Origin of the sequence: Methylobacillus draconifructus, from assembly GCF_045984385.1 — a bacterium.
GTDB lineage: Bacteria > Pseudomonadota > Gammaproteobacteria > Burkholderiales > Methylophilaceae > Methylobacillus > Methylobacillus flagellatus_A.
In genome coordinates this window covers 188,830-215,078 of sequence record NZ_JBJQIJ010000004.1, presented here as the reverse complement: position 1 = coordinate 215,078, position 26,249 = coordinate 188,830, and the positions used below count along the sequence as shown (strand labels likewise).

Annotated in this window: 26 protein-coding genes; 14 read left to right on the top strand and 12 right to left on the bottom strand. The window is 59.0% G+C overall.

Annotated features, from left to right (window positions below):
• Positions 1–9: 9 nt before the first annotated feature.
• Positions 10–567, top strand: coding sequence for a peptidylprolyl isomerase (locus ACKF11_RS10070; RefSeq protein ID WP_407996950.1), 558 nt, complete (start codon positions 10–12; stop codon positions 565–567).
• Positions 568–609: 42 nt separating this feature from the next.
• Here the strand turns inward: ACKF11_RS10070 and ACKF11_RS10065 are convergent, their stop codons facing one another.
• The 3 genes from ACKF11_RS10065 to fabA all read right to left on the bottom strand — a co-directional run bounded on the left by ACKF11_RS10065 (position 610) and on the right by fabA (position 3,927).
• Entirely contained in the window at positions 610–2,058 is a 1,449-nt protein-coding gene (locus ACKF11_RS10065; RefSeq protein WP_407996949.1) for an aminotransferase-like domain-containing protein, read from the bottom strand.
• 69 nt (positions 2,059–2,127) lie between these two features.
• Complete coding sequence (gene fabB, locus ACKF11_RS10060; protein WP_309566742.1) at positions 2,128–3,351, bottom strand: beta-ketoacyl-ACP synthase I; 1,224 nt, start codon at positions 3,349–3,351, stop codon at positions 2,128–2,130.
• A gap of 60 nt (positions 3,352–3,411) precedes the next feature.
• A complete protein-coding gene (fabA, locus tag ACKF11_RS10055) occupies positions 3,412–3,927 on the bottom strand; it encodes a 3-hydroxyacyl-[acyl-carrier-protein] dehydratase FabA (RefSeq protein WP_309566741.1) in 516 nt (171 codons plus the stop codon).
• Positions 3,928–4,176: 249 nt separating this feature from the next.
• On the opposite strand from fabA, the gene ACKF11_RS10050 reads away from it, so the two are divergent.
• The 7 genes from ACKF11_RS10050 to ACKF11_RS10020 all read left to right on the top strand — a co-directional run bounded on the left by ACKF11_RS10050 (position 4,177) and on the right by ACKF11_RS10020 (position 10,234).
• Positions 4,177–5,193 (top strand): AAA family ATPase, encoded by a 1,017-nt coding sequence (locus ACKF11_RS10050; protein ID WP_407996948.1) that lies wholly within the window; start codon positions 4,177–4,179, stop codon positions 5,191–5,193.
• Between the two features lie 5 nt (positions 5,194–5,198).
• Complete coding sequence (locus ACKF11_RS10045) at positions 5,199–6,059, top strand: DUF58 domain-containing protein (RefSeq protein ID WP_407996947.1); 861 nt, start codon at positions 5,199–5,201, stop codon at positions 6,057–6,059.
• Positions 6,060–6,061: 2 nt separating this feature from the next.
• The gene (locus tag ACKF11_RS10040) at positions 6,062–7,027 is read left to right on the top strand and encodes a hypothetical protein (RefSeq protein ID WP_407996946.1); all 966 of its coding nucleotides are present in this window, start codon (positions 6,062–6,064) and stop codon (positions 7,025–7,027) included.
• Positions 7,028–8,008 carry a vWA domain-containing protein gene (locus ACKF11_RS10035; RefSeq protein WP_407996945.1) on the top strand — a complete coding sequence of 327 codons (981 nt, stop codon included), beginning with the start codon at positions 7,028–7,030 and terminating at the stop codon, positions 8,006–8,008. It abuts the gene before it with no gap.
• Positions 7,999–8,535: a tetratricopeptide repeat protein gene (locus tag ACKF11_RS10030; RefSeq protein WP_407996944.1), complete on the top strand. Its 537-nt coding sequence runs from the start codon at positions 7,999–8,001 to the stop codon at positions 8,533–8,535. The genes ACKF11_RS10035 and ACKF11_RS10030 overlap by 10 nt, the downstream gene beginning before the upstream one ends.
• 7 nt (positions 8,536–8,542) lie before the next feature.
• The gene (locus tag ACKF11_RS10025) at positions 8,543–9,520 is read left to right on the top strand and encodes a vWA domain-containing protein (protein WP_407996943.1); all 978 of its coding nucleotides are present in this window, start codon (positions 8,543–8,545) and stop codon (positions 9,518–9,520) included.
• A 375-nt stretch (positions 9,521–9,895) separates the two neighbouring features.
• Entirely contained in the window at positions 9,896–10,234 is a 339-nt protein-coding gene (locus tag ACKF11_RS10020) for a GIY-YIG nuclease family protein (RefSeq protein WP_407996942.1), read from the top strand.
• 224 nt (positions 10,235–10,458) lie between these two features.
• Here ACKF11_RS10020 and ACKF11_RS10015 read toward each other — a convergent pair whose 3' ends face one another.
• The gene (locus tag ACKF11_RS10015) at positions 10,459–10,986 is read right to left on the bottom strand and encodes an REP-associated tyrosine transposase (RefSeq protein WP_407996941.1); all 528 of its coding nucleotides are present in this window, start codon (positions 10,984–10,986) and stop codon (positions 10,459–10,461) included.
• A gap of 254 nt (positions 10,987–11,240) precedes the next feature.
• On the opposite strand from ACKF11_RS10015, the gene ACKF11_RS10010 reads away from it, so the two are divergent.
• From ACKF11_RS10010 to ACKF11_RS10000, 3 genes are all read left to right on the top strand, one after another.
• Positions 11,241–12,236, top strand: a complete 996-nt coding sequence (locus tag ACKF11_RS10010) for a DnaJ C-terminal domain-containing protein (RefSeq protein WP_407996940.1) — start codon at positions 11,241–11,243, stop codon at positions 12,234–12,236.
• A gap of 20 nt (positions 12,237–12,256) precedes the next feature.
• Positions 12,257–12,574, top strand: a complete 318-nt coding sequence (locus ACKF11_RS10005) for a chaperone modulator CbpM (RefSeq protein ID WP_309566469.1) — start codon at positions 12,257–12,259, stop codon at positions 12,572–12,574.
• A gap of 159 nt (positions 12,575–12,733) precedes the next feature.
• Positions 12,734–13,108: a hypothetical protein gene (locus tag ACKF11_RS10000; RefSeq protein ID WP_309566471.1), complete on the top strand. Its 375-nt coding sequence runs from the start codon at positions 12,734–12,736 to the stop codon at positions 13,106–13,108.
• A gap of 77 nt (positions 13,109–13,185) precedes the next feature.
• Here ACKF11_RS10000 and ACKF11_RS09995 read toward each other — a convergent pair whose 3' ends face one another.
• Positions 13,186–13,674, bottom strand: a complete 489-nt coding sequence (locus tag ACKF11_RS09995) for a protein YgfX (protein WP_407996939.1) — start codon at positions 13,672–13,674, stop codon at positions 13,186–13,188.
• Positions 13,675–13,688: 14 nt separating this feature from the next.
• Here ACKF11_RS09995 and ygfZ point away from each other — a divergent pair, with 14 nt between their 5' ends.
• The 3 genes from ygfZ to ACKF11_RS09980 all read left to right on the top strand — a co-directional run bounded on the left by ygfZ (position 13,689) and on the right by ACKF11_RS09980 (position 17,414).
• On the top strand, positions 13,689–14,693 hold the full coding sequence (gene ygfZ / locus ACKF11_RS09990; protein ID WP_407996938.1) for a CAF17-like 4Fe-4S cluster assembly/insertion protein YgfZ: 1,005 nt from the start codon (positions 13,689–13,691) through the stop codon (positions 14,691–14,693).
• Positions 14,694–14,798: 105 nt separating this feature from the next.
• Positions 14,799–16,937 (top strand): TonB-dependent receptor plug domain-containing protein, encoded by a 2,139-nt coding sequence (locus ACKF11_RS09985; RefSeq protein ID WP_407996937.1) that lies wholly within the window; start codon positions 14,799–14,801, stop codon positions 16,935–16,937.
• 15 nt (positions 16,938–16,952) lie between these two features.
• Complete coding sequence (locus tag ACKF11_RS09980; protein WP_407996936.1) at positions 16,953–17,414, top strand: TlpA family protein disulfide reductase; 462 nt, start codon at positions 16,953–16,955, stop codon at positions 17,412–17,414.
• Between the two features lie 27 nt (positions 17,415–17,441).
• On the opposite strand, the gene ACKF11_RS09975 is transcribed toward ACKF11_RS09980, so the two are convergent.
• The 7 genes from ACKF11_RS09975 to mtnA form a co-directional block, all read right to left on the bottom strand.
• Entirely contained in the window at positions 17,442–18,896 is a 1,455-nt protein-coding gene (locus ACKF11_RS09975; protein ID WP_407996935.1) for a sensor domain-containing diguanylate cyclase, read from the bottom strand.
• A 21-nt stretch (positions 18,897–18,917) separates the two neighbouring features.
• Positions 18,918–19,238 (bottom strand): cell division protein FtsB, encoded by a 321-nt coding sequence (gene ftsB, locus ACKF11_RS09970; RefSeq protein WP_407996934.1) that lies wholly within the window; start codon positions 19,236–19,238, stop codon positions 18,918–18,920.
• Complete coding sequence (gene eno, locus ACKF11_RS09965; protein WP_407996933.1) at positions 19,235–20,518, bottom strand: phosphopyruvate hydratase; 1,284 nt, start codon at positions 20,516–20,518, stop codon at positions 19,235–19,237. Before eno ends, ftsB begins: the two co-directional genes overlap by 4 nt.
• A 42-nt stretch (positions 20,519–20,560) precedes the next feature.
• Positions 20,561–21,400: a 3-deoxy-8-phosphooctulonate synthase gene (gene kdsA / locus ACKF11_RS09960; RefSeq protein WP_407996932.1), complete on the bottom strand. Its 840-nt coding sequence runs from the start codon at positions 21,398–21,400 to the stop codon at positions 20,561–20,563.
• 5 nt (positions 21,401–21,405) lie between these two features.
• Positions 21,406–23,034 (bottom strand): CTP synthase, encoded by a 1,629-nt coding sequence (gene pyrG / locus ACKF11_RS09955; protein ID WP_407996931.1) that lies wholly within the window; start codon positions 23,032–23,034, stop codon positions 21,406–21,408.
• A 183-nt stretch (positions 23,035–23,217) separates the two neighbouring features.
• Positions 23,218–24,681 (bottom strand): NAD(P)H-hydrate dehydratase, encoded by a 1,464-nt coding sequence (locus tag ACKF11_RS09950; protein ID WP_407996930.1) that lies wholly within the window; start codon positions 24,679–24,681, stop codon positions 23,218–23,220.
• Positions 24,682–24,690: 9 nt separating this feature from the next.
• A complete protein-coding gene (gene mtnA / locus ACKF11_RS09945; protein WP_407996929.1) occupies positions 24,691–25,818 on the bottom strand; it encodes an S-methyl-5-thioribose-1-phosphate isomerase in 1,128 nt (375 codons plus the stop codon).
• Positions 25,819–26,249 lie beyond the last annotated feature (431 nt).

The window sequence follows — 26,249 nt, the reverse complement described above, 5'->3', positions numbered from 1 at the left end:
AATTATTCTATGCTGTCCAAACTCCTGCATCTGCCAACACTCCTGGTCCTCCTATTGGGAACCATGCCGGCCATGGCCGAGCCGCTCGCCGAAATCCAGACCAGCGAGGGCTTGATCGTCGTCGACCTCAATAGCGAAAAAGCCCCCAACACCGTGGCCAACTTCATCCGCTACGCCAAGGAAGGCCATTACTCAGGCACGATCTTCCACCGCGTGATCGCAGGCTTCATGATCCAAGGCGGCGGGCTGGACGCCAATTTCGAGCCCAAGCCCACGCATCCGCCGATCAGGAACGAGGCGGACAACGGCCTGACCAACGCCACCGGCACGATCGCCATGGCGCGCACCGGCGATCCCCATTCGGCTTCCGACCAGTTCTTCATCAACGTCGCCAACAACGCCTCGCTCAATTTCAGCGAACGCTCCGAGACGGGATGGGGCTATACCGTATTCGGCCGCGTGATCAAGGGCATGGATGTGGTGCAGCGTATCGCGATCATGCCCACCGACGGCGGCGACGCGCCATTCCAGAACATCGTGATCCAGTCCGTCACGATCAAGGAGTAAAAGCTGGTCAACAGGCCTGGCTGGCATCACAGCCAGGCAACCTCACCTTTCGTCCGCACTGATGGCCGCATCGCGCCTCTCAAGCGTACCCATCAAACGTCCCAAGGTCTTGAACGCTCGCTCGATCTCGGCATCCACCGGCTTGCTGTAATTGATGCGGATGCAATTGCAGCATTGACGCCGGGCAGAGAAGATCGGACCGGGCGCAATGCTCACTCCCTGCTCCAGCGCGCGTTGGAACAACATCAATGCGTCCACCTCCTCCGGCAAGGCCACCCAGAGGAAATACCCGCCATGGGGTCGCGTCACCTGCGCTTCCGCGGGGAAATGCTGCGCGATCAAGTGCAGATACTGATATTGCTGCAACTCGAACTTGGTGCGGAGCCTGCGCAAGTGGCGATCATAGCCTCCATGCTGGAGGAAATCCGCGATCGCCGCCTGGGCGATCGTACTGGTGGATAAGGAAGTAATCACCTTGAGCCGCTCCACTTCGCGCTCGAAGCGGCTTGGCAGCAACGCCCAGCCAATGCGGTAGCCGGGCGCCAGCGTCTTGGAGAACGAGCTGCAATGCATGACATAGCCTTCCTTGTCATACGCCTTGGCAGGCCTGTGCTCCTGCATGCCGAAATAGAGCTCGCCGTATACGTCGTCCTCGATCAAGGGAATGCTGTGCCGTGTCAACAGCTCGACCAGCGCCTGCTTGCGCTCCGCGGGCATGGAAACCCCCATGGGGTTCTGGAAGCTGGTCATGCTCCAGCAGGCGCGTATCGGGCACTTTTCCAGTATTTTTTCCAGATAATCCAGATCCATGCCCAGCACCGGGTCTACCGGGATTTCCACCGCCTTCAACTGCAGGCGCTCCAGCGCCTGCAAACAGCCGTAAAAAGCCGGCGACTCGATGGCGACGAGGTCGCCGGGCTTGGTGACGGCCTCGAGACACAGATTCAATGCCTCGAAGGCGCCATTGGTAATCAATATGCTATCGACATCCGCCTCTATGCCCTGCATGAGATAACGCCTTGCAATCTGCCGGCGCAGGTCGCGGTTGCCGGGCGGCAGCGACTCGACGATGGCGGCCGGGCCCATGTCGCGCGTGGCATGCGCCAATGAGCGGGACAGGCGCTCCAGCGGGAACAATCCCGGCCAGGGAAAAGCCGAGCCAAGCGGCACCGTGTCCGGGTCCTTGATCGAGCCAAGGATGGAAAACACCATATCGGAAATGCTGACGGCGGTGCTTTCCTGCCCAGGCACGGGCGTGGTCTTGGAAGCCAGCTGCTTGATGGCATGGTTGCTGACGTAATAGCCCGATTTGGGCTGGGCGCGGATCAGGCCCAGGTTTTCCAGTTCGTAATAGGCGCGGAAAACCGTGGCCGGGCTCAGCTTGTGATTGAGGCAGGCCTGGCGCACAGAAGGCAGTTTCTCGCCTGGAGCGAGCACCCCGGAGCGAATGGCCGTCGCAATATCGTGCACCAGCTTTTCATAGCGTTTCATACCCACAGCCATTGATACAAACTCCAGACTCCAACATGACAACGGGGCCATCGGCCCCGTTCAATCAGATCAAGCAAGCTGCCTGCGCGAGAATGTTAGCGTGGCATTGGTACCGCCGAAACCGAAGCTGTTCGACACCGCGGTCTGGATATTGGCGTTATCGATGCGCTCGCGCACAATGTTCAGGCCTTCGGCTGCCGGGTCGAGATTGTCGATATTGGCCGAAGCCGCGATGAAGTTATTCTCCATCATCAGCAGGGTGTAGATCGCCTCATTGACGCCTGCGGCGCCCAGCGCATGGCCGGACAGCGATTTGGTGGAGGCGATCGCGACATCGCTGCCGCCGAACACGGCGCGGATCGCTTCCAGTTCCTTCACGTCGCCCACCGGCGTGCTGGTGCCGTGGGTGTTGATGTAATCCACCGGGCCTTCCACGCCTTGCAAGGCCAGGCGCATGCAGCGCTCCGCACCCTCGCCGCTAGGCGCCACCATGTCGTAGCCGTCGGAAGTCGCGCCGTAGCCGACGATTTCGGCATAGATCTTCGCGCCGCGCGCCTTGGCATGCTCGTACTCCTCGACCACCACGATGCCGCCGCCGCCGGAAATCACGAAGCCGTCGCGGTCGACGTCATAAGTGCGCGACGCCTTCTCCGGCGTGGCGTTGTACTTGCTGGACAACGCGCCCATGGCATCGAACATGAAGGACAGCGTCCAGTGCTCTTCCTCGCCCCCGCCGGCGAATACGATATCCTGCTTGCCGAGCTGGATCTGCTCCACAGCTGCGCCGATACAGTGGGCGCTGGTCGCGCAGGCGGAACTGATGCCGTAGTTGATGCCCTTGATCTCGGCGCCCGTCGCCAGGCATGCGGACACCCCGCTCGCCATGGCCTTGGTCACCATGTAAGGGCCTACGCGGCGCACGCCCTTGGCGCGCAAGGTATCCACGCCGGAGAGAATGTTCTCGTGCGAGGCGCCGCCCTGGCCCACGATCAGGCCGGTGCGGATATTGGACACCAGCTCGGGCGGCAGGCCGGCATCGGCAATCGCCTCCTGCATGGCCAGCCAGGCGTAAGCATGCCCTTTACCCATGAAGCGCATGAGCTTACGGTCGATCAGGGCTTCCAGCTCGAGGTTCTCGATCGAGCCGGCGACGTGCGAACGCAGCCCCTGATCAACATATTCCTGTTGAAAACGGATGCCGGAACGGCCTGCCTTCAGGCTGTCCAGGACTTCAGATTTGTTGTTACCGAGACTGGAAATGATGCCCATCCCGGTGACGACGACACGACGCATTGCGTGTTCTCCCACATTAATTCAATCAATAGCGATAGGCTGTTTCAGCAGAATAATCTGCTAGAAATTGTCGGTGCGTGTGAACAGGCCGACGCGCAAGTCGTTGGCTGCATAAATTTCGCGACCGTCAATTTCCATGTGGGCATCGGCGATGCCCATGACCAGCTTGCGCATAATCACGCGCTTGAGGTCAATACGATAAGTAATCAGTTTACCAGTAGGCAGCACCTGGCCGGTAAACTTCACTTCGCCCGCGCCCAGTGCGCGGCCGCGGCCCTTGCCGCCCATCCAGCCGAGGTAGAACCCTACCAATTGCCACATGGCATCCAGGCCCAGACAGCCCGGCATCACCGGGTCGCCCTCGAAATGGCAGTTGAAGAACCAGAGGTCGGGCCTGACGTCCAGCTCCGCGATAATCTGCCCGTTACCATATTGACCGCCATCTTCAGTAATGGAGACGATCCGGTCAAACATCAACATCGGCGGCAATGGCAATTGCGCATTGCCTTCCCCGAACATTTCGCCACGACCACAGGAAAGCAATTCTTCAAAGGTGAAACTATTCTGTTTTTGCATTTAATTATTCTGTACTGATAATCCCGTTATTTTCGCCTGAAATGCTTTTTAACAAAAGCCCTAAGCTGTGAAAGTATTAATAAATCTCCGCAAATCCAGTCTCGGTTCCACCGGCTTGCCGTGTATGACGGCACAAAACGGCAAGCCCACGCCAAAACTATACCGATCTGTTTACACCATGAATTAAAAACCCTACCATACGGGAAATTTTCCCCATCAACCATTCAACCTAGTACTGGAATCCACCACATGAGTGACCGTCAATTGGCCGACTGGCGTGCGCAGGCATTGCAATTGGAAAACAACGTCAATCAGGTCGTGGTCGGCCAGGCCAATGCGATACGCCTGATCACCACCGCCATCTTTGCCCGCGGCCACGTACTGCTCGAGGGCGATGTCGGCGTCGGCAAGACGACATTGCTGCGCGCCTTCACGCGCGGCATCGGCGGCGGCTACCAGCGTATCGAGGGCACCATAGACTTGATGCCCAACGACCTGGTGTACCACACCTACCTCGGCGATGACGGACGCCCGCACGTGAGCCCAGGCCCGCTGCTGTCGCACGGCACCAACCTGTCGGTGTTTTTCTTCAACGAAATCAACCGCGCACGCCCGCAGGTGCACTCGCTGCTGTTGCGCGTGATGGCGGAACGCACATTGTCCGCCTTCAACCGCGAGCATCATTTCCCCCATATGCTGGTGTTCGCCGACCGCAACCAGGTGGAAAAAGAGGAAACCTTCGAAATTCCCTCCGCCGCGCGCGACCGCTTCATGATGGAAATCCCCATCGCCGTCCCGGCCGACGCCGACATCATGGAATCATTGATTTTCGAGACGCGCTTCCATGACGTCGATGCCCTGGTCGACCAGGTGAATCCAGGCATCCTGCAGTTCGACGGGCTCAACCAGATCGCCTCGTTGATCCAGTCCAGCGTGCAGGCCAGCCCGGCCCTGCGCCGCTATACGCTCGACCTCTGGCTGGCAACCCGCAGCCCGGCCGATTACGGCCTCAAGGTCGAAGGCGTGGACATCAAGCGCCTGGTGGTGGCCGGCGCCAGTCCGCGCGGGATCGCCATGATGATGCGCGCCGCGCGCGTCAACGCCTGGCTCAACGGCCGCGAGGCGGTGCTGCCCGAAGACATTCATGCCGTGTTCCACGAAACCATCGCGCACCGCCTGGTCTTCAACCCGATTTACGAAATGCGCCGCACCGAGATTGCACGCGAACTGCTCAGCCAGGCCATTCACACCATCAGCGCCACCTGAACGCCATGAACGAGCTAGCCAAGGAATTCAGCTACCAGATCGGCTGGCGTTCCCGCGGCCGCCATCCTGGCCGCCATGCCAGCGCACAACGCGGGCTGGGCATGGATTTTGTCGGGCATGCGCCCCTGATCTCCTATCCCGACCCGCGCCGCATCGATCTGCGCCTCAGCCTGCGCGACCCGATGGAGCAAGTCTATGTGCGCATCTACAACCAGCGCAGCGCGGTGCCCGTGTTCGTCGCCTGCGACCTGTCCGGCTCTATGGGGTTTTCCGGCCATTTCAACAAGCTCAGGATTGCCGCGGAAATCACCGCCTCCGCGGCACAGTCGGCCTCGCGCGTCAACGACCCGTTCGGCTTCATCGGCTTCGACGAGGAAGTCAACGACGCCTGGGTGATCCCTGCCAGCACGCGAGTGCAGGCGGCCTACTTGCTGGCTGAACAATTGCAAGACTACCGTCCTCCACATATTGGTAGTGAAGGCATCCTGCAGATCAGCCGCTATCTGCCGCGCGAACGCGCGCTGGTCCTGCTAGTCTCGGACTTCCACATGCCGCTGGAAGCGCTCGAAGAAGCGCTAGTTTCCATGCAGCGGCACCATATCGTGCCCATCGTGCTGTGGGATGCCGCCGAATACAGCGCCATCCCCGAATTCGGGCTGACGCATGTCACCGACAGCGAGACCGGCGAGAAGCGCACGCTGATGTTGCGCAAATCCACCCACGCCCGCATCCAAGCGGCATTTGCAGAACGCCATGCCGCACTCAACGCGTTGTTCATGCGCTTCGACGTCCCGCCCTTCTTTATCGAGCAAGGCTTCGACGCAGACGCCTTGACGGAATACTTCTACCAGTTTGTGACGGCATGAACATGATCGCACTCCACAGATTCAACATATTCCTCTTGCTGGCCGCCATGCTGGCAAGCATTCCGGCCCAGGCGGCGGAGGTTCCCGCGTCTAAAACTCCTACCGCGAAGGCCGACGACCCGCCTGTCGAGATCATAGCCAAAAACCCGGCACGCGAAGTGGGCTACCACGTCGGCGATGTCCTCAGCCGCACCATCACGCTCAAGGTCAACGATCAGTACAAGCTGCTGCCGACCTCGCTGCCCATTCCCGGCAACCAGAAGCGCTACCGCAACAAGGAACAAGGCATCGAGATCTATGCCAGCAAAGTCAGCGAATCGCACGAAAACGGCCAGAACATCTACACGCTGGAACTCAGCTACCAGGTATTCACCTCCAGCATCGTCGCCAAGCCGGCGGCGCTGCCGCCAGAGTTCGTGAAGTTTTCCGGCGACGGCAAGCTGTTCCAGGTGCGCATCCCCAGCTGGAATTTCCGCATTTCGCCATTGGCCGTCTATGGCTCGGTCAATATCAGCAAGGACATGAGCCCGCTGCGCGGCCCGTTGCTGATCAGCGATCATAGACAACGGCAGGTTCTTTACGGCGCATTCGCCATCTTCGGCCTGAGCCTGCTCGGGCTGTTGTACATCCTGGGCAACCATGCCTGGCTGCCCCGCATGGGCGGCCCGTTCGCCAAGGCCTATCGCAAGCTCAGGAAAACCAGCCATGACGCGGACGGATTGGAAGCAGCCGTCAACCACCTGCACCAGGCGTTCAAGCAGAGTTGCAGGCAAAGCGTCTTCAGCGCCGAGGAGATCATTCGCATCAAGCCCGCTTTCACCCCGCTGGCGGAAGATGTCGCGCGCTTTTTCTTATTGTCCCGAGCGATATTTTTCGACAGCTCCGAGCGGAACATCCCGGCAGACCCGCACGCATGGCTGCGCCAGTTTGGCCGCCGCTGCCGCGACATCGAGCGGGGGATGAAGTAAGTGAATTTCAATCATGCCTGGCTGCTCATGCTGCTGCCGCTCAGCCTGGTGCCCTTGTTGCTGGACCGCCAGCATAGCCGCAGCTACTCCTGGCTGAGCCTGCTGCCTCGCGACCGCATCTCGGATTTGCTGGGCATATTGCTGAAAATACTCGCCGCGCTGGCGCTGTGCTTCATGCTGTTGGGAGCCGCCGGGCCGGCGACCGATGCGCAATATATCGAGCGCATCGGCCAGGGCGCGCAACTGGTACTGGTGATCGACCGTAGCGCGAGCATGGACGAAGCCTTCTCAGGCGCGGAAACCAGCGGCGTCGCCGGGGAATCCAAGGCCGCGGCGGCCGAGCGCCTCATCACGCATTTCGTCAATGAGCGCAGCAACGACATGTTCGGCATGGTCACCTTCAGCAACTCCGCCATGCACGCCTTGCCGCTCACGGATAACCGCGAGGCCATATTGGCGGCGATTCGTGCTGCCGGTGGTGCAGCCCTGTTCCAGACCAATATCGGCAGCGGGCTCACCACCGGACTCGCCCAGTTCGACAAGACCCCCGACTCGGGTTCGCGCGCCATCATCCTGCTCTCAGACGGCGGCGGCCGCATGGGCGCCAACACCCAGCAGAAAATCCGCGACTGGCTGGAGCGCATGAACGTCACGCTGTACTGGATCGTGCTGCGCCAGCCGGGCGCCACCAGCATCTTCGATACCAGCTACGTCCCGCCAGAAGACAAGCCGTTGCCGCCCGCGCTCGAGCTCAACGACTTCTTCAAGACTCTGCGCACCGGCTACCAGGCCTACGAGGCTGAAGACCCGAAATCGCTGGCCGCCGCGATCGAGGACATCAACCGCAAGGAAAAGAAACCCATCCGCTACCAGGAAGAAATTCCCGGTCGCGATTTCGCTCCCTATTGCTACCTGCTGGCAGCCGTGCTGTTATCGTTGCTGCTGCTGGCCAAATTCATCGAGGTCAGAACATGGCACTAAGCGCCAGAAAACTTACCTGGGGATTCGCCCTACTCGCCATCGGCTCTCTCGGGCTGGCCGGATGGCAGGCCTACCAGATCCAGGAAATCCGCGCCTTCAACCAGGCCATCCAGCAAGGCAAATCCCCCAGTACGCGCCAGGACAGCTATGAGGCCAAGTTCGCCGTGGCCTACTGGCAGGCCCGCAACGGACGCTACCAGGAAGCCACGCAACTGTTCGGGCAACTGCTGGAAAAAGGCGACAGCACGCAAAAATCCGCAGTGCAGTTCAACACCGGCAATATCTTCTTCCTGCGCGGCCTGGCAGTGAACGGGCGGGACATCACTGTGCGAGACGAGACCGAATACCTGCTCAACCAGGCGCGCACGGCCTATGAGCAATCCCTGCGTCTCGACCACAGCTTCTGGGATGCGCGCCATAACCTCGACCGCGTGCTCAGCATGCTGCCATCGACGCCCACGCCGGGATCAGGGGAGTCGGACTCGCCCGGCCTGATCATGGGCAACATCCCGGTAGGGCTGCCGTAACAAGACCATGCTGCCCGCCCGCCTCAAGCCTTATATGCACCGAGAGACCCTGCTGCCAATGCTAGCGCTGCTGCTGCTATTGACGGCCGCATTCAAGCCCACCATCCCGGTGCCGCACAACATCTACAGCACCATGCTGGTGATCGACATCAGCCAGAGCATGAACACCAAGGGCATGACCTGGCGCGGCGAGGATATTTCCCGCCTGGAATACACCAAGCACCTCGCGCACGACCTGGTCGCCAGCATGCCGTGCGGCAGCCGCGTCAGCCTGGCGCTTTTCTCCGGACTCAGCGTCGCCGCACTTTACACGCCGATCGAAGTCTGCGAGAACTACGCCGCCATCCAGGACACCATCGCCCGCATAGAATGGCGCCAGGCATGGTCCGGCAACACCCGCCTGCGCGAAGGCGTGGACTCGCTGGCGCGCCTGCTGCGCACCATGCCCGAGCCCACCCAAGCCATCTTCTTTACCGACGGCGAAGAAGCCCCGCGCCTGCATGCCTTCAATACCCGCGACCTCGGCAACTTCCAGAAAGACGGCGACTGGCTGCTGGTCGGCATAGGTAGCAAGGAGCCGCAACCCATCCCCAAGTTCGATGAAAACAATAAGCTTCTGGGTTACTGGTCAGCAGAAAACTTCGTCCTGCAACCCGGCGTCGCCCAGATTTCGCAGCAAAACCTGGGCACGCGCGACAAGGGCACAGCCACCTCCGAGAATGACCGCTACCAGTCCTCCCTGGATGAGGAATACCTGATCAAACTCAGCGAGGAAATCGGCGCCGCCTACGTCAACGGCGACCATGTCGAGGATGTCAAATCCGCGATGCACCAGCTCAAGTCCAGCAGACGCGACTTTGCGCCTATGCATATCGATTGGCTGCTTGCGATTGTCGCTGGGGGATTGGTACTTGCCTCGTATACGCCGCAACGGTTGAGGAGGCTGCTCAAGCGGGCTTTATATCGTAAGGTAGTTAATCACTAGAGAAAAAGTGAAACTCGGCGCTTTGCTCAATCAGTCAAAGGTCAGATAACATACGGCGCAATGCCCGTTGGTTATTGCGCCCTACTCGGGCTAAAATCGAAAGGTTTTCGTTTCCATTTTTTCCGTCGCGAGGCAATCAGTAACCTTGTGTTTAATATCGGACAGACAACAGGAATGGACGGGTCAAATTTCTCCATTCTTATTAGTGAGCTTTTGGGTATTGAAAATGTCCGACACTTGGAAAAGAACCATTTGTCCGATTTGCCTACTGGGTCATTGAACACTCAAACAGACATTATGAAATCTGTTAGACATAATAATAAGCAAACGACAAAACGATACAGCCCTATTAAACTGCCCACAAAGTGAATTTAAATGAAATTTCCCTATGTCGTCTATAAGATAGTTTTCCCAAACGGAAAAATATACGTCGGTAAAGATATTGGCTCGGCTGGTCACTCAATAAGATATTTCGGTAGCTGGTGCAATGAATTAGTAGAGAAAGATTTCACAAAGGAACAATTAAGCGATTTTACGCTTAGGAAACAAATTCTGTTTGAATCGACCAACATATCGGAGGTAAATAAAAAGGAAAGCGAGCTTATTCGGTTACTAAAATCGAATGAACCTGAAATTGGATACAATCGAACTCACAGACCAAGAAAAATCACGCCACTTGCTACCATTACAGAATTAGATAATTTTCAAGAATAGACAGGTCCAGATAAATCTGGACTATGGAGCCAGGTTATGCCTGGCTCTTTGTTTTAACAGGACCCAGGCGAGCTGGTCCAATTTCCTACGGTCCAGAATGCCGTACAAGCGATTTTCTTGGGCGTGCTGATATGGAAGTAGTGCCAAGGCGAGAATGAATCGCCCCGGAACCAGCCCGCGTAGGGCGCAATAACCAACGGGCATTGCGCCGTATGCTACCTCCCTCAATCGCCATATTCAACTTTGCCCTCACTCCCTCCGGCCCAATCGCAAGGATAGATGCCTTGCTCGACTAATCGGTGGAAAGTCGAATAAGGCCAATCTTTTACACTCGCCACCAGACCATGCTTAACCGGGTTGATGTGAATATAATCCATATGGGCTTGGAAATCGGCTTCATCTCGGATGCAATGCTCCCAATACCGTCTTTGCCAGATACCTCGTTCGCCCCTCTCGAGTCGTACGACAGAACGATATTCCTGTTTCGGTATCGATTTGGAAAACCCAGACTTGATGAGTCGCCAGCGAACGGCATAGTCTGCATCGTTGGCAGGCAATTCAATCAGGGCATGCAAGTGGTCAGGCAATACGACCCAGCCGTGGATGATAAAAGGATGCCGTTGTTTGACAGATAATACGACTTGGCGCAAGAGATCAATGTGTTGGGTCAACAAGTCATTCTTTTGCCGTTGCAACAAATTGACGGTGAAGAAATATATTCCACCTTTATGCCATACACGCCTGTAGTCCATACAATGAGTTTATTGGAAAGGAAGAATACGGCGCAATGCCCGTTGGTTATTGCGCCCTACATGCTGAATAGGTGTGGCGCTAGGTCAGGATAACTCCAGCCAGGCCGCTCGCCCGCTACTTACGTCCATCCCTCGACAAAGACATGCTCGGCCAGTATGCTGCTTTCAGAAGCGAAACAACCTTACGGCAAACGAGGCACGCAGACTCCGTGCTGGAAAACCATCCACCGCAGCGCACTGAGGCAAGTTTATTTATGGAATTCAAGGACTATTACCAGATTCTGGGCGTGGACAAATCAGCCAGCGCCGACGACATCAAGAAAGCCTACCGTAAGCTAGCGCGCAAATATCACCCCGACGTGAGCAAGGAACCCGATGCCACCGAGCGCATGGCCGAGGTGAACGAGGCCAACACCGTACTATCCGATCCCGAGAAGCGTGCGGCCTATGATACCGTGGGTGCGCAGAACTGGGCCGCAGGCGCCCGCTCGGGTGACGATATCCGGCCGCCCCCGGGCTGGAACGAGGGCTTCGAGTTCTTCGGCGGCGATGGAAATGACGAGGCTTTCCGCCATGCCTTCCACAGCCAGTTTGGTGAAGGTGGCGATCATAGCGATTTCTTCGAGCAGTTGTTTGGCCGCGCGGGTCGCGCGCGCACCGGCGGCCGCCAAGGCCGGGGCTCTGCCCAGATGCGCGGCGAGGACCGCCATGCCCGCATCGAGCTGGAATTGATCGACGCCTACAGGGGCGCCGAGCGCGGCATCACGCTACGCGGCGTGCGGTTGGACGAGCAAGGCCAGCCCGTACCCGAAGAACGCACCTTGCAAGTCAAGATTCCGAAGGGCGTAAAGGAAGGCCAGCTTATCCGCTTGACGGGCCAAGGAAGCCCCGGCTTCAGCGGCGGCGCTGCGGGTGACCTGTTCCTGGAAGTGCATTTCCGTCCTGATACGCGCTGGCGCATCGAAGGCCGCGACATCACGCAAAAGCTGTGGATCACGCCCTGGGAGGCTGCGCTGGGCGGCGGTGTACAGGTCACCACGCCTGACGGCGCCACGGTCGAGGTCAACGTGCCCGCCGGCTCCGGCAGCGGACGCAAGCTGCGCCTGAAGGGACGCGGCATTCCTTCGGCCAGCACCCCAGGCGATTTGTACCTGGAACTGGACATCGCCGTGCCCGGCGCCGTCACTGATGCGCAGAAGGCCGCCTGGAACGCCCTGGCCGCCGCCTACCCTGGCTTTGATCCGCGCTGAAATTTCTGTGGAGCCATCCCATGACCACCAACACCCCTACCCTCGTACCCGATGAACTGACAGAACTGCTGGAAGACGCAGCGCTGACATTGGAACAACTGGCCCACTGCGTGCGCCAGGCACCCGAATGGGTGCTCACCCATGTCGAAGCCGGCGTACTGCACCCAGCTCACGGTAACGCTGCCGCCGAATGGCGGTTTGCCAGCGCCACCCTGTTGCGTGCCCGCCGTATTGCCGACCTGGAGCACAGCTTCGATGCCGACCCGCAACTGGCTGCGCTCGCCGTCGACCTGATGGAGGAAGTAGCGGCATTGCGCCGGCAATTAGGGCAGTTTTAAGCTTCCAATCCGCGTAGGACGAAATCACGATAAGCATTGCGCCGCAATGATGGGAACATCTCGCTCAGGCTTATACCGTGCTCTCCAATATGGGATTGACCATTAGTCAATCTCAGCAATGTATTACAATCCAAAACCTTTGGATGCTCAGGAACTTGTATGAAGTTAATTGCAATCGCCTTGTCTGCCTGGATATTGATATTTCAATACCAAGCCCATGCACGCCCTTATACCGATAAAAAAGCATTCGAAGAAGCCGCCAAGCAGGACATGCTGAATGGGCAATCCAACCGTGACAGCATTCAATTCCGCGCGCTGATCGTGACGGAATTCGACGACAGCTTGAACCTCTGCGGCGAGGTGAAACGGCCAGATGAACCCGAATGGACGCGCTTCATCAAGATTTTCGACAAGGAAGCCGGGCGTTTTGAGTCGGTGTGGATAGAGCCGACCGATTCTGCATACGAGGTTGAAGAGTTCAAGAAAAACCAGTTCGAGACCTATTGGGACCGCCGTTGCTCCAGCATCAGGTGATTATCCGTTAAAGCCGGCCCAATCCTCGCTGCGGAAAATTTGTTTTCACTGTTGCCGATCAAGCCGGACAACCCGCCTCATTTCACCGCAGCAGCTTCCGCCTCGTCGTCTTCATGCGCACGCCAACGCAGCCACACGCGCAAACGCCGGAAGGCTTCGGCATCCACGGCGTCCGGCAAGATGACGCATGAAACCCGCCCATGCTCCAGCTTGAGGTTGAGCACGGTCAGGCCCGCCGTCACCAACGTACTGCCCTGCACTTGGGCGGGATAACGCATGCCGTTGCGCGTGGCGAGCCAAAGCTTGCCCGCATGATCCAGCTCGATCATCACGGGCGAGGACGGATGCCTGCGCCAGGCGTCGCACCAAGTTTTCCTGGCAATGGCTGCTATGATGCCGGCGATGAGAATGGCTTTCAGCCACCATGCCCACGGCAGCAGGATGATGGAAACACTGGCGATGGCACCCATCGACAGGAACAGGAAAGCGAGCCAGCGCGACGCCCCCAGGATCAGGGTCGCCGGCTTCACGCTATAATGGTGCGGTGTTTTCTGCAGTTTATTCATTCAGAGGATGATTCATGACTTCATGGCAGCAATTCCTGTCCGAACAAGGCGCGACAGTGCAGGACGGCATTATTCAATTCCCCGGCCGGGCCAAGGCTGACGACGGCATCATCGCCGACTTGTCGCATTATGGCCTGTTGTCGCTGGAGGGTGAAGACGCGGTCACGTTCCTGCAGGGCCAGGTGACCAATGACGTCAAGAGGCTGGATGGCGAAAGCAGCCATTACAGCGGCTATTGCTCGCCCAAGGGCCGCTTGCTGGCGCTGTTCCTCGCCTTTGCCCAGGATGGCAAATTGTACCTGCAGCTCGACCGAGGCCTGCTCGAACCCATCGCAAAGCGGCTGCGCATGTACGTATTGCGCTCCAAGGTGGTGGTTGCGGACCGCAGCGATGAAACCGTGCGCATCGGCATTGCGGGCAATGCGGCGGAAGCGGCATTGAAAACCCGTTTCGGCCATATCCCTGAAACCGAATATGCCCAGGTGAGCCAGGACGGCATCACCGTCATCCGCCTGCCCGGCGCGTTGCCGCGTTACGAGCTGCTCAGCCCGGCCGCGCAGGCTGCCGAACTCTGGAGCGCATTGAGCCAGCACCTTGTCCCGGCGAACAAGGCCGATTGGGACTGGCGCGAAATCCAGGCAGGCATTCCCGAGATCGTCGCCGCCACACAGGAAGCATTCGTGCCGCAAATGGTCAATCTCGACCTGCTGAACGGCATCAACTTCAAGAAAGGCTGCTACACCGGCCAGGAGATCGTCGCACGCACGCACTACCTAGGCAAGGTCAAGCGCCGCACGCATCTTGCCCATATCGCCGGTGACGCCAAGCCTGCGGCAGGCGAGGAAATCGTAGACGCCAACGGCATTGCCGCGGGCCAAATCGTGCGCAGCGCGCCCAACCCCGCTGGCGGGCAGGATGTCCTTGCCGAATTGCGGCTCGAGAGCGTGGAAGCTGGCGGCTTGAGCTGGCAAGGGCAGCAGCTCGCCCTATTATCCCTGCCTTATGCCTTGGAAAAATAATCCGCTTTCAGGAGCGCGACAAAGCCATTTCGTCAAAAAGGGATTGCATCATCAAACGATAATAATTATCATTTTCATAAATTATCGCTTATTCAAGGGATGCATATGACACCCACTAAACTTTTTGCCGCATGGCTAGCCTCATTCTGCCTGGGATTGCTGCCCTTATCCAGCCCGCGTGCCGAAGAGGACACTGCCCAGATACAGCTCCCGCCGATCACCATCAAGAGCCGCACCAACCAGGGTTCGACCAGGCCCGGCGCGCTGCGCGACGACATCGTCAAGACCGAATCCATCAGCGAGCGCCGCATTGAGCAATCCGGCGCCGTCAACCTGACGGAGGCGCTGGAGAAACAGCCCGGCATTGCCGTGCAGGTGGAATGCTCGATCTGCAACGTGCGCAACGTGCTGCTCAACAACCTGCCTGGCCGCTATACCACATTGCTGATCGACGGCATCCCCATCTACTCGTCTGTCTCCTCGGCCTATGGCCTCGACAGCGTCAGCGTCTGGGGCATAGAACGCATCGATATCGCACGCGGCGCGGGCGCCAGCCTGATCGCGCCGGAAGCGCTCGCGGGATCGGTCAATATCGTCAGCAAGCGTCCGCAGCAGGATAGCGCCAAGCTGCGTATTCAAGGCGGCAACTTCGGCTCGCGGTTGTATGAGGGCTACCTGGCAAAAGCGTTGGACACCGGTGCGTTGACCGCGACGTTCAGCCAGAACCGCCATGATGCGGTGGATGCCAGCGGCGAAGGCGTTTCCGAATATACCGGCTACGACCGCAAGATGCTGGGCATAGGCTGGTTCGCCGACGACCTGGGCGGATTTACCATACGCGGCCGCTTGGACATCGTGGACGAAAAACGCAACGGCGGCGCGCTCGGCAAAAGCTACAGTGCCATCAAGGCGGACCAGTCGGGCAATCCTTTCGATTTCAGCCGTGGACGGCATGGCTCGCCTGTGAGCAACGGCTGGTTCGCACCGGACGGCAGCGGATTCCAGCGTTGGGATCTGGGCCGGGCCGGACTATCGGAAATCATTTTCACCGACCGGGTGCAGTTCACCACGTCGGCAGAAAAACAGCTGGGCGACGGCAAGCTACGCCTGGCTGTCGGCGCCGCCCAGCACAAGCAGGACAGTTTTTACGAAATCACCACCTATAAGGCCAAGCAGCAGCAATACTATTTGGAAGCCTCTTACCAGTTTCCGCTGGCGGATTGGCTGCTGACCGCCGGGCTGAATTACCGCTACGAAGACTTGCGCAGCCACGGCTACTCCGCGGCGCAGGATGACTTCGTGCGGGGCGTGGACAATTACCGCTACCGCACCCCGGCCATGTTCCTGCAGGCCTACCGCACTTTCCTTGAAGACAAGCTGGAACTCAATGCCTCGGTGCGCGCGGACGACCACAATGTGTTCGGCACCATCACCTCGCCGCGGCTCAATCTGCTCTACCACCATACTGATGAAGTCGCAAGCCGTTTCAGTGTAGGACGCGGCTTTCGCGCGCCCACCAGCTTCTTCGAGCAGGATCACGGCATCCTCGACGACATCCGCATCATCCGGCTGCTGAGCAAGCCGGAGAAATCCGACAACCTCAGCTATGCCTTGAGTTATGCCGACGAGAGGCTGGCGGTGGTCAGCTCATACAATTACAACCGCATCCATGATATGGCGATCCTGACGCCGGGCGAACCTGATCCGGCTGGCGGCACCGGTACGGTCACTTTGTTCGAGAATTCGCCTGATAAGGTGGTGGTACAGGGCATTGATTTCAACCTTTCCTATCAGCTCACGCCCAGCACGGTGGTCAGTGTCGGCGGGGAACGTTTTCATTATGAGTTTACGCCCGGGACGCTGATCTTTTCCCGACCCAAGGCGCGCGCTTTCTTTACTGTGGATTATGAGCAAGGTCCATGGACCGCCTACCTGCGCGTCAACTGGACTGGCACGCATGATCTCGCCAAGTTCTACGATTACGCCAACAATCCGCGCTACAACTTCGACGGCAGCCGCAAGCGCGACCATAGCCCTTCCTACGCCACCACCGACGTACGTGCGGAATACCAGGTCAACAAGACCGTGGCGCTCTATGCCGGCGCCGACAACCTGTTCGACTACCAGCAGGTCAACAAGGAAAACTTTCTCTGGATCGACGGCGCGGGCAACGTGGACTTCACGCATTTATGGGGCCCGGGCCGCGGCCGCTATCTCTACGCCGGGCTCAAGCTGAATTTCTGACTGGATCGCCGATAGATGCGCAGACTGCTCTTCATATCGCTGTTGATGGCAAGCAGCCATGCCGCTGCGGAACCGGCCTTGGATTTCAAGCTGCCGACACTGGACGGCACGCGCTTTATCGAATTGCGCCAGGCCGCCAAGCAGGTGCTAGTCAATTTCTGGGGTGTGGATTGTCCGCCGTGCGTGGCGGAACTGCCGATGCTCGATCAATTCGCGGCCCAACGCCCGGATTGGAGCGTTTTGCTGGTCAATACGGATAGCGCCGCCATGGCGCAGCGCTTCCTTGAGCAGCACCCGGTGCAGTCCACGGTACTGCGGTCGGGCATGAACGTCGCAGGCCTGATGCGCAAGGCAGGCAACAAGATCGGCGCGCTGCCCTTTACCGTGGTGCTGGATAGCAGGCAGGCGATATGTTTCCGCAAGACCGGGGCATTGAGCCCGGAGGATATGGCGCGGATTCCGGCATTATGCCGCTGATGCGGCAATACCCCAATCCGGCCTAAATTAAATACTGCCTAAATGGACCTGGTTGCGCCCTGCCGTCTTGGCGGCATACATGGCCTTGTCGGCACGCTCCAGCACCGGCTCCAGCTTCTCTCCAGCACGGGCAACGGCGACGCCCAAGCTGGCCGTCATCGCGACTTGGCTGCCTTGGTAGGCGACAAGCTCGTCTTCGATGGCGCTGCGGATTTTCTCGGCCAGCAGCATAGCGTTGTGCTCGTCGCAATCCTTGATCACGATGAGGAACTCCTCCCCGCCCCAGCGGCACACGAAATCCGCGGCGCGGGTATTGGCCTTGATGGTACGCGCCACCACGTTCAGCACATGGTCGCCGCCCAGATGTCCCAACTTGTCGTTGATGGACTTGAAATGATCCACGTCCAGCACGATGAACGCCAAGGTGCTGCGCGCACGCTCGTTTTCATTGAGGAAGACATTGATCACTACGTCGAATGCGCGGCGGTTGGGCAAGCCGGTGAGGGTATCCGTCGTCGCCATAGTCTCCAGCTTGTCCTGGTAGCATCGCAACGCCACATGGGTAAGCGCGACGACGATCGCGGTCACGACCAGGCATAGCAACAGGTTGATCTGCAGCGCCTGGCGGATATCGCTGGTTGCTTCCAGCTCATCCTGCCCGACGAACAAGTACCAGTGCAGCTCCGGGATATAGCGAATATTGATGAGTTGCTTCGTCTCCGCGTCCTCGTACTGGAAACTGCCGCCGTGAGTATCGTCTTTTGCCGTGTCGAGCACTTGCTGGAAGATGCCGGCAAGCGCAGGCTGTTGGTTGATGTTCTGGCCGACCACCTGGTGCTTGCTGCCCGACAGGCGGATCAGGCCGGAGGCGTCGACGAAATAGACGTCGCGCTTGAAGCGGCGCTGGTAATGGCTGATCAGCTTCTGCACCGAGTCCACGGTCAGGCCGACGCCTACCGCGCCCAGGTACTGGTTGTCATAATCCAGCACCCGGTAATTGATGAAGATGGTCAGGGCGTCGGCATGCGCCATGTCCCGGTCCACATTGATCTCATAGGAATTGCGCATGTCGCGTACGCGGTAATACCAGGCATCCCGCTCTTCATCGGCTTGCACTTGCTTCAGCAAGCCCTTGCCGTAGTAGTAGTTGCTCGTGCGCTCCGACACCAGGAAACTGATGAATGCGCCGTATTGGCTCTGCACTTCCTGCAGGTAGCGGCTGATTTTGCCCACATCCTCTTCGCCGTCGAGAATCCAGTCGCGCAGGAAGGTATCCGAGGCCATCATGGACGACACGAAAATCGGCCGGATGAGGTCCTTCTGGATTTCTGAATAGATGTTATCGGAGCTGAGCGGCAGCGTGCTGTCGACGATCGCGTTGTGGATGGACATCCGCGACACCTGGTAGCTCACCACCGAGGTGGCGATGAAACCGGTTGCCAGGATGGCGATGATGAGGAAAATTAGCTTATGTCTGCTCATGAAAGTCGGCTAGACAAAAGCTCATTGCGCGCCGGGAGGCGCCACAGGCTGGGGAGCCGGCTTGCTGGGAAGCTGGTCTATCACCTGATAGAACACTTCGTCCTGCTTGATCATGCCCAGTTCGCTGCGCGCACGCTCCTCGATCGCGGTATTGCCCTGCTTGAGGTCGCGCACTTCAGCGTCCAGGGTATCGTTGCGCAGTTTCAATTCGGCATTGCTGCTCTTCTGCGCAACGATCTTCTGGTTCAGGTCCCACACCCTCAGCCAGCTGCCCTTGCCCAGCCACAGCGGATACTGCAGCAAGGCAATCAGGGCCACGAAGATGAGGGTGAGGAATTTCACTTCAGGTTATAGAACGCTTCTTTGCCTGCATAGCTGGTGGCATCGCCGAGCTCTTCCTCGATACGCAGCAGCTGGTTGTACTTGGCGATGCGCTCGGAACGCGACAGGGAGCCGGTCTTGATCTGCAATGCATTGGTCGCGACCGAGATATCCGCAATCGTGGTGTCCTCGGTCTCGCCGGAACGGTGCGAGATGACGGCGGTGTAGCCGGCGCGCTTGGCGGTCTCGATGGTGGTGAAGGTCTCGGTCAGGGTGCCGATCTGGTTGACCTTGATCAACACGGAGTTGCCCACGCCCTTCTGGATGCCTTCACGCAGAATCTTGGCGTTGGTCACGAACAAGTCGTCGCCCACCAGCTGCACCTTCTTGCCGATGCGGTCGGTCAGCAGCTTCCAGCCGTCCCAGTCATGCTCGGACATGCCGTCCTCAATGCTGACGATGGGGTACTTGTCGACCCAGGTCGCCAGGTAGTCGGTGAACTGCTCCGACGTCAGTTGCAGGCCTTCGGACTCCAGGTGGTAGAGGCCGTCCTTGTAGAACTCGGAGCTGGCGCAATCCAGACCCAGCAGGATGTCGCGTCCCGGCTCGTAGCCGGCGGCAGTGATCGCCTGCAGGATGTACTGGATCGCGGCTTCGTTGGACGGCAGGTCGGGTGCAAAACCGCCTTCGTCGCCCACGGTGGTCGCCAAGCCTTCGTTGTGCAGGATTTTCTTCAAGGCATGGAACACCTCCGCACCGGCGCGCAGGGCTTCGCGGAATGTCGGCAGGCCGGCAGGGATGATCATGAATTCCTGCATGTCCACGCTGTTTTCGGCATGCGCGCCACCGTTGATGATGTTCATCATCGGGGTAGGCAGTTGCATGAAGCCGGAACCGCCAAGGTAGCGGTAAAGCGGCAGGCCGGACTCTTCAGCCGCTGCACGGGCGCAGGCCATGGAGACCGCGAGAATCGCATTGGCGCCCAGGCGGCTCTTGTTCTCGGTGCCGTCAAGGTCGATCAGGGTCTGGTCGATGAAGCTCTGCTCTTCCACGTCGAGGCCGATGATGGCTTCGGTGATTTCGGTATTGACGTTCTCGACCGCCTGCAACACGCCCTTGCCGAGGTAACGCGCGGCGTCGCCGTCGCGCAGCTCGACCGCTTCCTTGGTGCCGGTGGAGGCGCCGGAAGGCACGGCCGCACGGCCGATCACGCCGGACTCGAGCAGGACATCTACCTCGACAGTGGGGTTGCCGCGGGAATCGATGATCTCGCGGGCAATAATATCAACAATTGCACTCATGCTTTATTTCCTCAATTTTAGATTTGGATTTCTTATGCCGGCTTACAGGGTATGCTCAATGAACCCGGCTTTTTTCACCACACGGTCGAGGTCGACCAACACTTCCAGCAAGGCCTTCATCTTGGACAAAGGCCAGGCGTTCGGGCCGTCGGACAAGGCTTTGGCAGGGTCTGGATGGGTTTCCATGAACACCCCTGCCACGCCGCTGGCGACTGCGGCACGCGCCAGCACAGGCACGAACTCGCGCTGGCCGCCGCTCTTGTCCCCCTGGCCGCCAGGCTGCTGGACTGAATGCGTGGCATCGAACACTACCGGGCAATTCGTCTCGCGCATAATGGCGAGTCCACGCATGTCAGAGACTAAAGTATTGTAGCCAAAAGAAGCGCCGCGCTCGCACACCATGATGGTATCCGCGCCGCCGTTGGCCTCCTTCGCCTTCTGCACCACCTGCTTCATGTCGCCGGGCGCCAGGAACTGGCCCTTCTTGATGTTCACCGGCTTGCCGGACTTGGCGCATGCGGTGATGAAGTCGGTCTGGCGGCAGAGGAAGGCCGGCGTCTGCAAGACGTCCACCACCGCGGCCACGTGCGGCACCTGCTCTTCGGTATGCACGTCGGTGAGGATGGGCACGCCGATCTGGCGGCGCACTTCGTCGAGAATCTTCAAGCCCTCGTCCATGCCGAAACCGCGGAAGGTCTTGTTGGAGCTGCGGTTGGCCTTGTCGTAGGAGGACTTGTAGATGAAATTGATGCCCAAGGCAGCCGTCAGCTCTTTGAGCTGGCCTGCCGTCTCGATCGCCATTTCCTGCGATTCGATCACGCATGGGCCGGCAATCAGGAACAAGGGCTGGTCTATGCCAACCTCAAAACCGCAAAGCTGCATGTTGGTTACGCCTTTCTGTTGGCCAGGGCCGCTGCAATATAGGCATTGAACAAGGGATGCCCGCTGCGTGGATTGGAAGTGAATTCAGGGTGGAACTGGCAGGCGACGAACCAGGGATGCACGTCGCTTGGCAATTCGACCATTTCACAGAGCTGCTCGGTCGGCGTACGCGCCGACACCACCAGGCCGGCCTTTTCCAGCTTCTCCACATAGTTGTTGTTGACTTCGTAGCGGTGGCGGTGGCGCTCGTTGACTTCGGCGCCGTAAATGGCAAACGCCTTGGTATCCGGCACGATAGGACACTTCTGCGCGCCCAGGCGCATGGTGCCGCCGAGGTCGGAATCCTCGCTGCGTTGCTCCACCTTGCCGTCGGCGTTCTTCCACTCGGTAATCAGGCCCACCAGCGGATGCGGGGTCTTGGGGTCGAACTCGGTGCTGTTGGCATTCTCGAGCTTGGCGACATTGCGCGCAAACTCGATCACGGCCAGCTGCATGCCCAGGCAAATGCCCAGGTATGGTGTCTTGCTTTCGCGTGCATAGCGGATCGCGGCGATCTTGCCTTCCGTCCCGCGCTTGCCGAAACCGCCCGGCACCAGGATGGCGTCCATCTTTTCGAGTTCGCCGGTGCCCTGCTTTTCCACGTCCTCGGAATCGATATAGTGGATATTGACCTTGGATTCGTTATGGATGCCGGCATGGATCAAGGCTTCGGTCAGCGACTTATAGGATTCTGTCAGGTCTACATACTTGCCGACGAAGGCGATATTGACCTCATGCTTGGGGTTCTTGAGCGTATGCACGATGCGGTTCCAGCTCGACAGGTCCGCTGCGCGCGCTAGCAGGTTGAGCTTGTGACAGACGATCTCGTCCAGCATCTGCTCGTGCAGCATGCGGGGAATGCTGTAAATACTGTCGGCGTCCACCACCGAGATCACCGCCTCGTGCGGCACGTTGGTGAACAAGGCGATCTTGCGCTTTTCGTCCTCGGGAATGGCGCGGTCCGCGCGGCAGAGCAGGATATCGGGCTGGATACCGATCTCGCGCAGCTCCTTCACGGAATGCTGGGTAGGCTTGGTCTTGAGCTCGCCTGCGGTGGGAATCCACGGCAGCAGCGTCAGGTGCATGAAACAGGTATTGGTGCGGCCTTCCTCGATGCCCATCTGGCGGATGGCTTCGAGGAAAGGCAGGGACTCGATGTCGCCCACCGTGCCGCCGACTTCGACAATCGCCACGTCGGCGCCTTCGGCGCCGCGCTTCACGTGCGCCTTGATCTCGTCGGTGATGTGCGGAATCACCTGCACGGTCTTGCCCAGATATTCGCCGCGGCGCTCCTTCTTGATCACGGTTTCGTAGATCTGGCCGGTGGTGAAGTTGTTGCGCTTGCCCATGCGCGCGCTGATGAAGCGCTCGTAATGGCCCAGGTCGAGGTCAGTCTCGGCGCCGTCGTCGGTGACGAACACCTCGCCGTGCTGGAACGGGCTCATGGTGCCCGGGTCGACGTTGATGTAGGGGTCAAGCTTGAGCATGGTCACTTTGATGCCACGCGACTCTAGAATTGCGCCTAAGCTGGCAGCTGCAATGCCTTTACCTAATGAGGAAACAACCCCGCCGGTAACGAATACGAATTTGGTCATGGAATAAAAACTTTGGGACATTGCGGACGGGGCTAGATTTTACTGCAAACGCCTATTGCCGACAAATGGGAAAATCCGCCAACACAGCGGCTCGGAAGCCCTTATGATTAATATTCAACCAGTAAGGATCAATACTTGAATGATCGCTTCAGGAGCTGCCTTGACGATCCCTGTTGCAGAGCCTCAAGCCTTGCCGTACACCCAGCGGTTGAGCAATTCCCTTGCGGACGACGCCACCTCGCCGGCAGTCAGGCCGATTGGGCCGATACCGCGCCCGACCAAGGCATCGGCGGCGGCGCCATGCAGGTAAACCCCGAGCAACACCGCCTGCTCCATGTCCATGGACTGCGCAAGCAAGGCGGCAATGATGCCGCACAAGATATCGCCCATGCCCGCACTCGCCATGCCGGGATTGCCGCTCCGGTTGACGAACCAGCGCCCGTCCGGCAGGGCAATGATGCTGCCGCAACCCTTGAGGACGACGGCGACCTGATATCCATGGGCAAGCTTCAGCGCGCTGGCAATGCGGTCGGCCTGCACTTCGGCGTTGCTGCAGCCGAGCAGGCGGGCCGCCTCGCCGGGATGCGGGGTCAGTACCGTGCTGCCTGCAGCGCGCCATTTTAATTTCTGCTGAAGTTCGGGGTGTTCTGCCACCAGGTTCAGCGCATCCGCGTCCAGCACCAAGGATTGCGGATGTGCCAGCACCTCATGCAGAATCGCCATCGCTGCGCTCGAGACCCCCATGCCGGGCCCGACTGCCAATACGTTGGACAACGTCGGCACACTGGCGGCATCGCGCAGCATCAGTTCCGCCTGCGCCGTATCCAGCGCCAAAGGCTGGCTTGCGAGCAGGCCGCAATACACCCTCCCTGCCCCCAGCAGCAGCGCTGCCCTGGAAGCGAGAATGGCGGCGCCTGCCATATGCTGCGCGCCGCCGACCACCCCAACGCTGCCGTGGCTGCCTTTGTGGCTGTTCAGCTTTCTCGGCAAGGGCAAGGCTGGAGGTTGGTCGATCAATGATCCAGCAGCCCGGACATTATCGATCTCCAGCCCCAGCGTCTCAAGATGGACCTCGCCCGCATGATCGGGACCATCCAGGGTGAACAAGCCGGGCTTGAGGCCGATGAAGCTCAATGTATGACTGGCCTTGATGACAGCGCCGAGCACGCGCCCTGTCGCCGTGCACAAGCCGCTGGGAATATCCACTGCCAGCACAGGCAGGCCCAGCGCGTTCACCTGCCCGATCAGCCCGCAATAGCGGGTGTCCAGCTCCCGGGACAAGCCGATCCCGAACAAGCCGTCGATCACCAATTGCCAACGACCGTGCGGCGGGATTTCAGTACGCAACTCGCCGCCTGCGACAACCCATGCATCGTAGGCGGCGGCCGCATCGGCAGGCAGCTTGGCCCGGTCGCCGGTAAACACCACGGTCACCTGGTGCCAAGCCGCCTTCAGATGGCGTGCGGCGACCAGTGCGTCGCCGCCGTTGTTTCCCGGCCCTGCCAGCACCAGCACGCTGTATTCATGCTCGCGCAGCAGCTTGCGCGCCATGCCGGCGGCCGCCAGGCCGGCTTTTTCCATCAAACCATCGGCAGCATACCACTGCTCGATTTCCCGCAGTTGAACTAGATCATATAAAGGATTCATGGGCCGGCTTCAATGGTTGCTGGTTACTGGATTGATTGTTGCATCGACAATCTGCAGGATATCGCCTAGACGGCCTGGTGCATAGCAGCCATGCTCGGTAATGATGGAAGTTACCAGCCGCGCGGGCGTCACATCGAACGCGGGATTGGCTGCCGCGCTGCCTTCCGGTGTCACGCGCACGCTGGCCGTGCATCCGTTTTCCGCCCGCCCGGCCACCATGTGGATTTCATCGGCGTCCCGCTCTTCGATCGGGATATCTTTCGCATCGGCAATCTGCCAGTCTATTGTCGGCGTCGGCACTGCAGCGTAGAACGGCACCCCGTTGTCCGCCGCAGCCAGCGCCTTGAGGTAGGTGCCTATCTTGTTGCAGACATCGCCGGTGCGCGTAACGCGATCCGCTCCCACGATCACGCAATCCACCTTGCCTTGCTGCATCAGGTGCCCGCCTGCATTGTCGCACACTACGGTATAGGGCACGCCGTGCTGCTGCAGCTCCCAGGCCGTCAGGCTGGCGCCCTGGTTGCGCGGTCGGGTTTCATCCACCCATACATGGACATCCATGCCGGCATCAAAGGCGGCATAGACAGGGGCCAGCGCCGTTCCCCAATCCACGGTCGCCAACCAGCCGGCATTACAGTGCGTGAGGATATTGAGCCGCCGCGGCCTGTCCGCCGCCAATGCTTGCAGCAAGGCCAGCCCGTGCCGCCCGATCGCCTGGTTGATGCGCACGTCTTCATCGGCGATCTGCGCCGCTTCCCGCCAGGCATGTTCACAGCGCAACGGTTCGGCCACCACCGTCATCTTCCGCATCATGCGTTCCACCGCCCAGCGCAAGTTCACGGCTGTCGGCCTGCTGGCCAGCAAGCAGGAGGCTGCCGCCTGCAAATTACCGTCGCTTGCGGAATGCCGGCTTGCCAACGCCATCCCATAAGCGGCGGCGGCCCCGATCAAGGGAGCGCCGCGCACCTGCATCCTGCGGATGGCGTCCGCCATCTGCTGCACCGAGTCCAGCGTGACGATACGCCATTCATGCGGCAGCGCCGTCTGGTCGATGATGGCCACGCGATGCAAAGCGTGGCCGCCCTCTTCCTGAATGAGCGGCCAAATGGTGCGAAATTGTTGTTGACCTATGTTCATTTTTCCATTTGGAAACAAGAAATATTACTATCCACAAATTCTGTGGATAATTTTGTGGATAGAGGCGACTTGAAATTGTAACTATTGTAATTAAAAGGAAATTTTCAATTTGCCCACTTTTTGCACTAAATAATAAGCTATTGATTTTTAATAAAATTTAGTATGTCATTGGATTTGTTAAGGTTCTTGCAAAAAGCTTAAGTATTACTTGAGCTTGTGTGCACAACTGACCGTAAATTGATCGGCAAGAACTATGGCAATGGGCCAATCCAGCAAAAATGAAATTAAAACTGTCATGAGAATGAAACTTTATTTTTCTAATGGCAATTCCGGACTTTTCGCTTCATCAACCCGGCATACGCCGTCCAACATTGCCGGACCAATATTAGCACCTCAAATGCGCCTATTCGCTATCTGCTGAGCTATCCACA

Bases quoted from the DNA above. Each gene is read 5' to 3' on its own strand.
- ACKF11_RS10040 (WP_407996946.1), top strand. From the start codon at position 6,062: ATGATCGCACTCCACAGATTCAACATATTCCTCTTGCTGGCCGCCATG.
- ACKF11_RS10015 (WP_407996941.1), bottom strand. From the start codon at position 10,986: ATGGACTACAGGCGTGTATGGCATAAAGGTGGAATATATTTCTTCACC.
- ygfZ (WP_407996938.1), top strand. From the start codon at position 13,689: ATGACTTCATGGCAGCAATTCCTGTCCGAACAAGGCGCGACAGTGCAG.
- ACKF11_RS10020 (WP_407996942.1), top strand. From the start codon at position 9,896: ATGAAATTTCCCTATGTCGTCTATAAGATAGTTTTCCCAAACGGAAAA.
- ACKF11_RS10070 (WP_407996950.1), top strand. From the start codon at position 10: ATGCTGTCCAAACTCCTGCATCTGCCAACACTCCTGGTCCTCCTATTG.
- ACKF11_RS10045 (WP_407996947.1), top strand. From the start codon at position 5,199: ATGAACGAGCTAGCCAAGGAATTCAGCTACCAGATCGGCTGGCGTTCC.
- mtnA (WP_407996929.1), bottom strand. From the start codon at position 25,818: ATGAACATAGGTCAACAACAATTTCGCACCATTTGGCCGCTCATTCAG.
- ACKF11_RS09980 (WP_407996936.1), top strand. From the start codon at position 16,953: ATGCGCAGACTGCTCTTCATATCGCTGTTGATGGCAAGCAGCCATGCC.
- pyrG (WP_407996931.1), bottom strand. From the start codon at position 23,034: ATGACCAAATTCGTATTCGTTACCGGCGGGGTTGTTTCCTCATTAGGT.
- ACKF11_RS10065 (WP_407996949.1), bottom strand. From the start codon at position 2,058: ATGAAACGCTATGAAAAGCTGGTGCACGATATTGCGACGGCCATTCGC.
- kdsA (WP_407996932.1), bottom strand. From the start codon at position 21,400: ATGCAGCTTTGCGGTTTTGAGGTTGGCATAGACCAGCCCTTGTTCCTG.
- ACKF11_RS10050 (WP_407996948.1), top strand. From the start codon at position 4,177: ATGAGTGACCGTCAATTGGCCGACTGGCGTGCGCAGGCATTGCAATTG.
- ACKF11_RS10000 (WP_309566471.1), top strand. From the start codon at position 12,734: ATGAAGTTAATTGCAATCGCCTTGTCTGCCTGGATATTGATATTTCAA.
- fabB (WP_309566742.1), bottom strand. From the start codon at position 3,351: ATGCGTCGTGTCGTCGTCACCGGGATGGGCATCATTTCCAGTCTCGGT.
- ACKF11_RS09985 (WP_407996937.1), top strand. From the start codon at position 14,799: ATGACACCCACTAAACTTTTTGCCGCATGGCTAGCCTCATTCTGCCTG.
- ACKF11_RS09975 (WP_407996935.1), bottom strand. From the start codon at position 18,896: ATGAGCAGACATAAGCTAATTTTCCTCATCATCGCCATCCTGGCAACC.
- ACKF11_RS10030 (WP_407996944.1), top strand. From the start codon at position 7,999: ATGGCACTAAGCGCCAGAAAACTTACCTGGGGATTCGCCCTACTCGCC.
- ACKF11_RS10025 (WP_407996943.1), top strand. From the start codon at position 8,543: ATGCTGCCCGCCCGCCTCAAGCCTTATATGCACCGAGAGACCCTGCTG.
- eno (WP_407996933.1), bottom strand. From the start codon at position 20,518: ATGAGTGCAATTGTTGATATTATTGCCCGCGAGATCATCGATTCCCGC.
- ACKF11_RS10010 (WP_407996940.1), top strand. From the start codon at position 11,241: ATGGAATTCAAGGACTATTACCAGATTCTGGGCGTGGACAAATCAGCC.
- ACKF11_RS10005 (WP_309566469.1), top strand. From the start codon at position 12,257: ATGACCACCAACACCCCTACCCTCGTACCCGATGAACTGACAGAACTG.
- ACKF11_RS09950 (WP_407996930.1), bottom strand. From the start codon at position 24,681: ATGAATCCTTTATATGATCTAGTTCAACTGCGGGAAATCGAGCAGTGG.
- ACKF11_RS09995 (WP_407996939.1), bottom strand. From the start codon at position 13,674: ATGAATAAACTGCAGAAAACACCGCACCATTATAGCGTGAAGCCGGCG.
- fabA (WP_309566741.1), bottom strand. From the start codon at position 3,927: ATGCAAAAACAGAATAGTTTCACCTTTGAAGAATTGCTTTCCTGTGGT.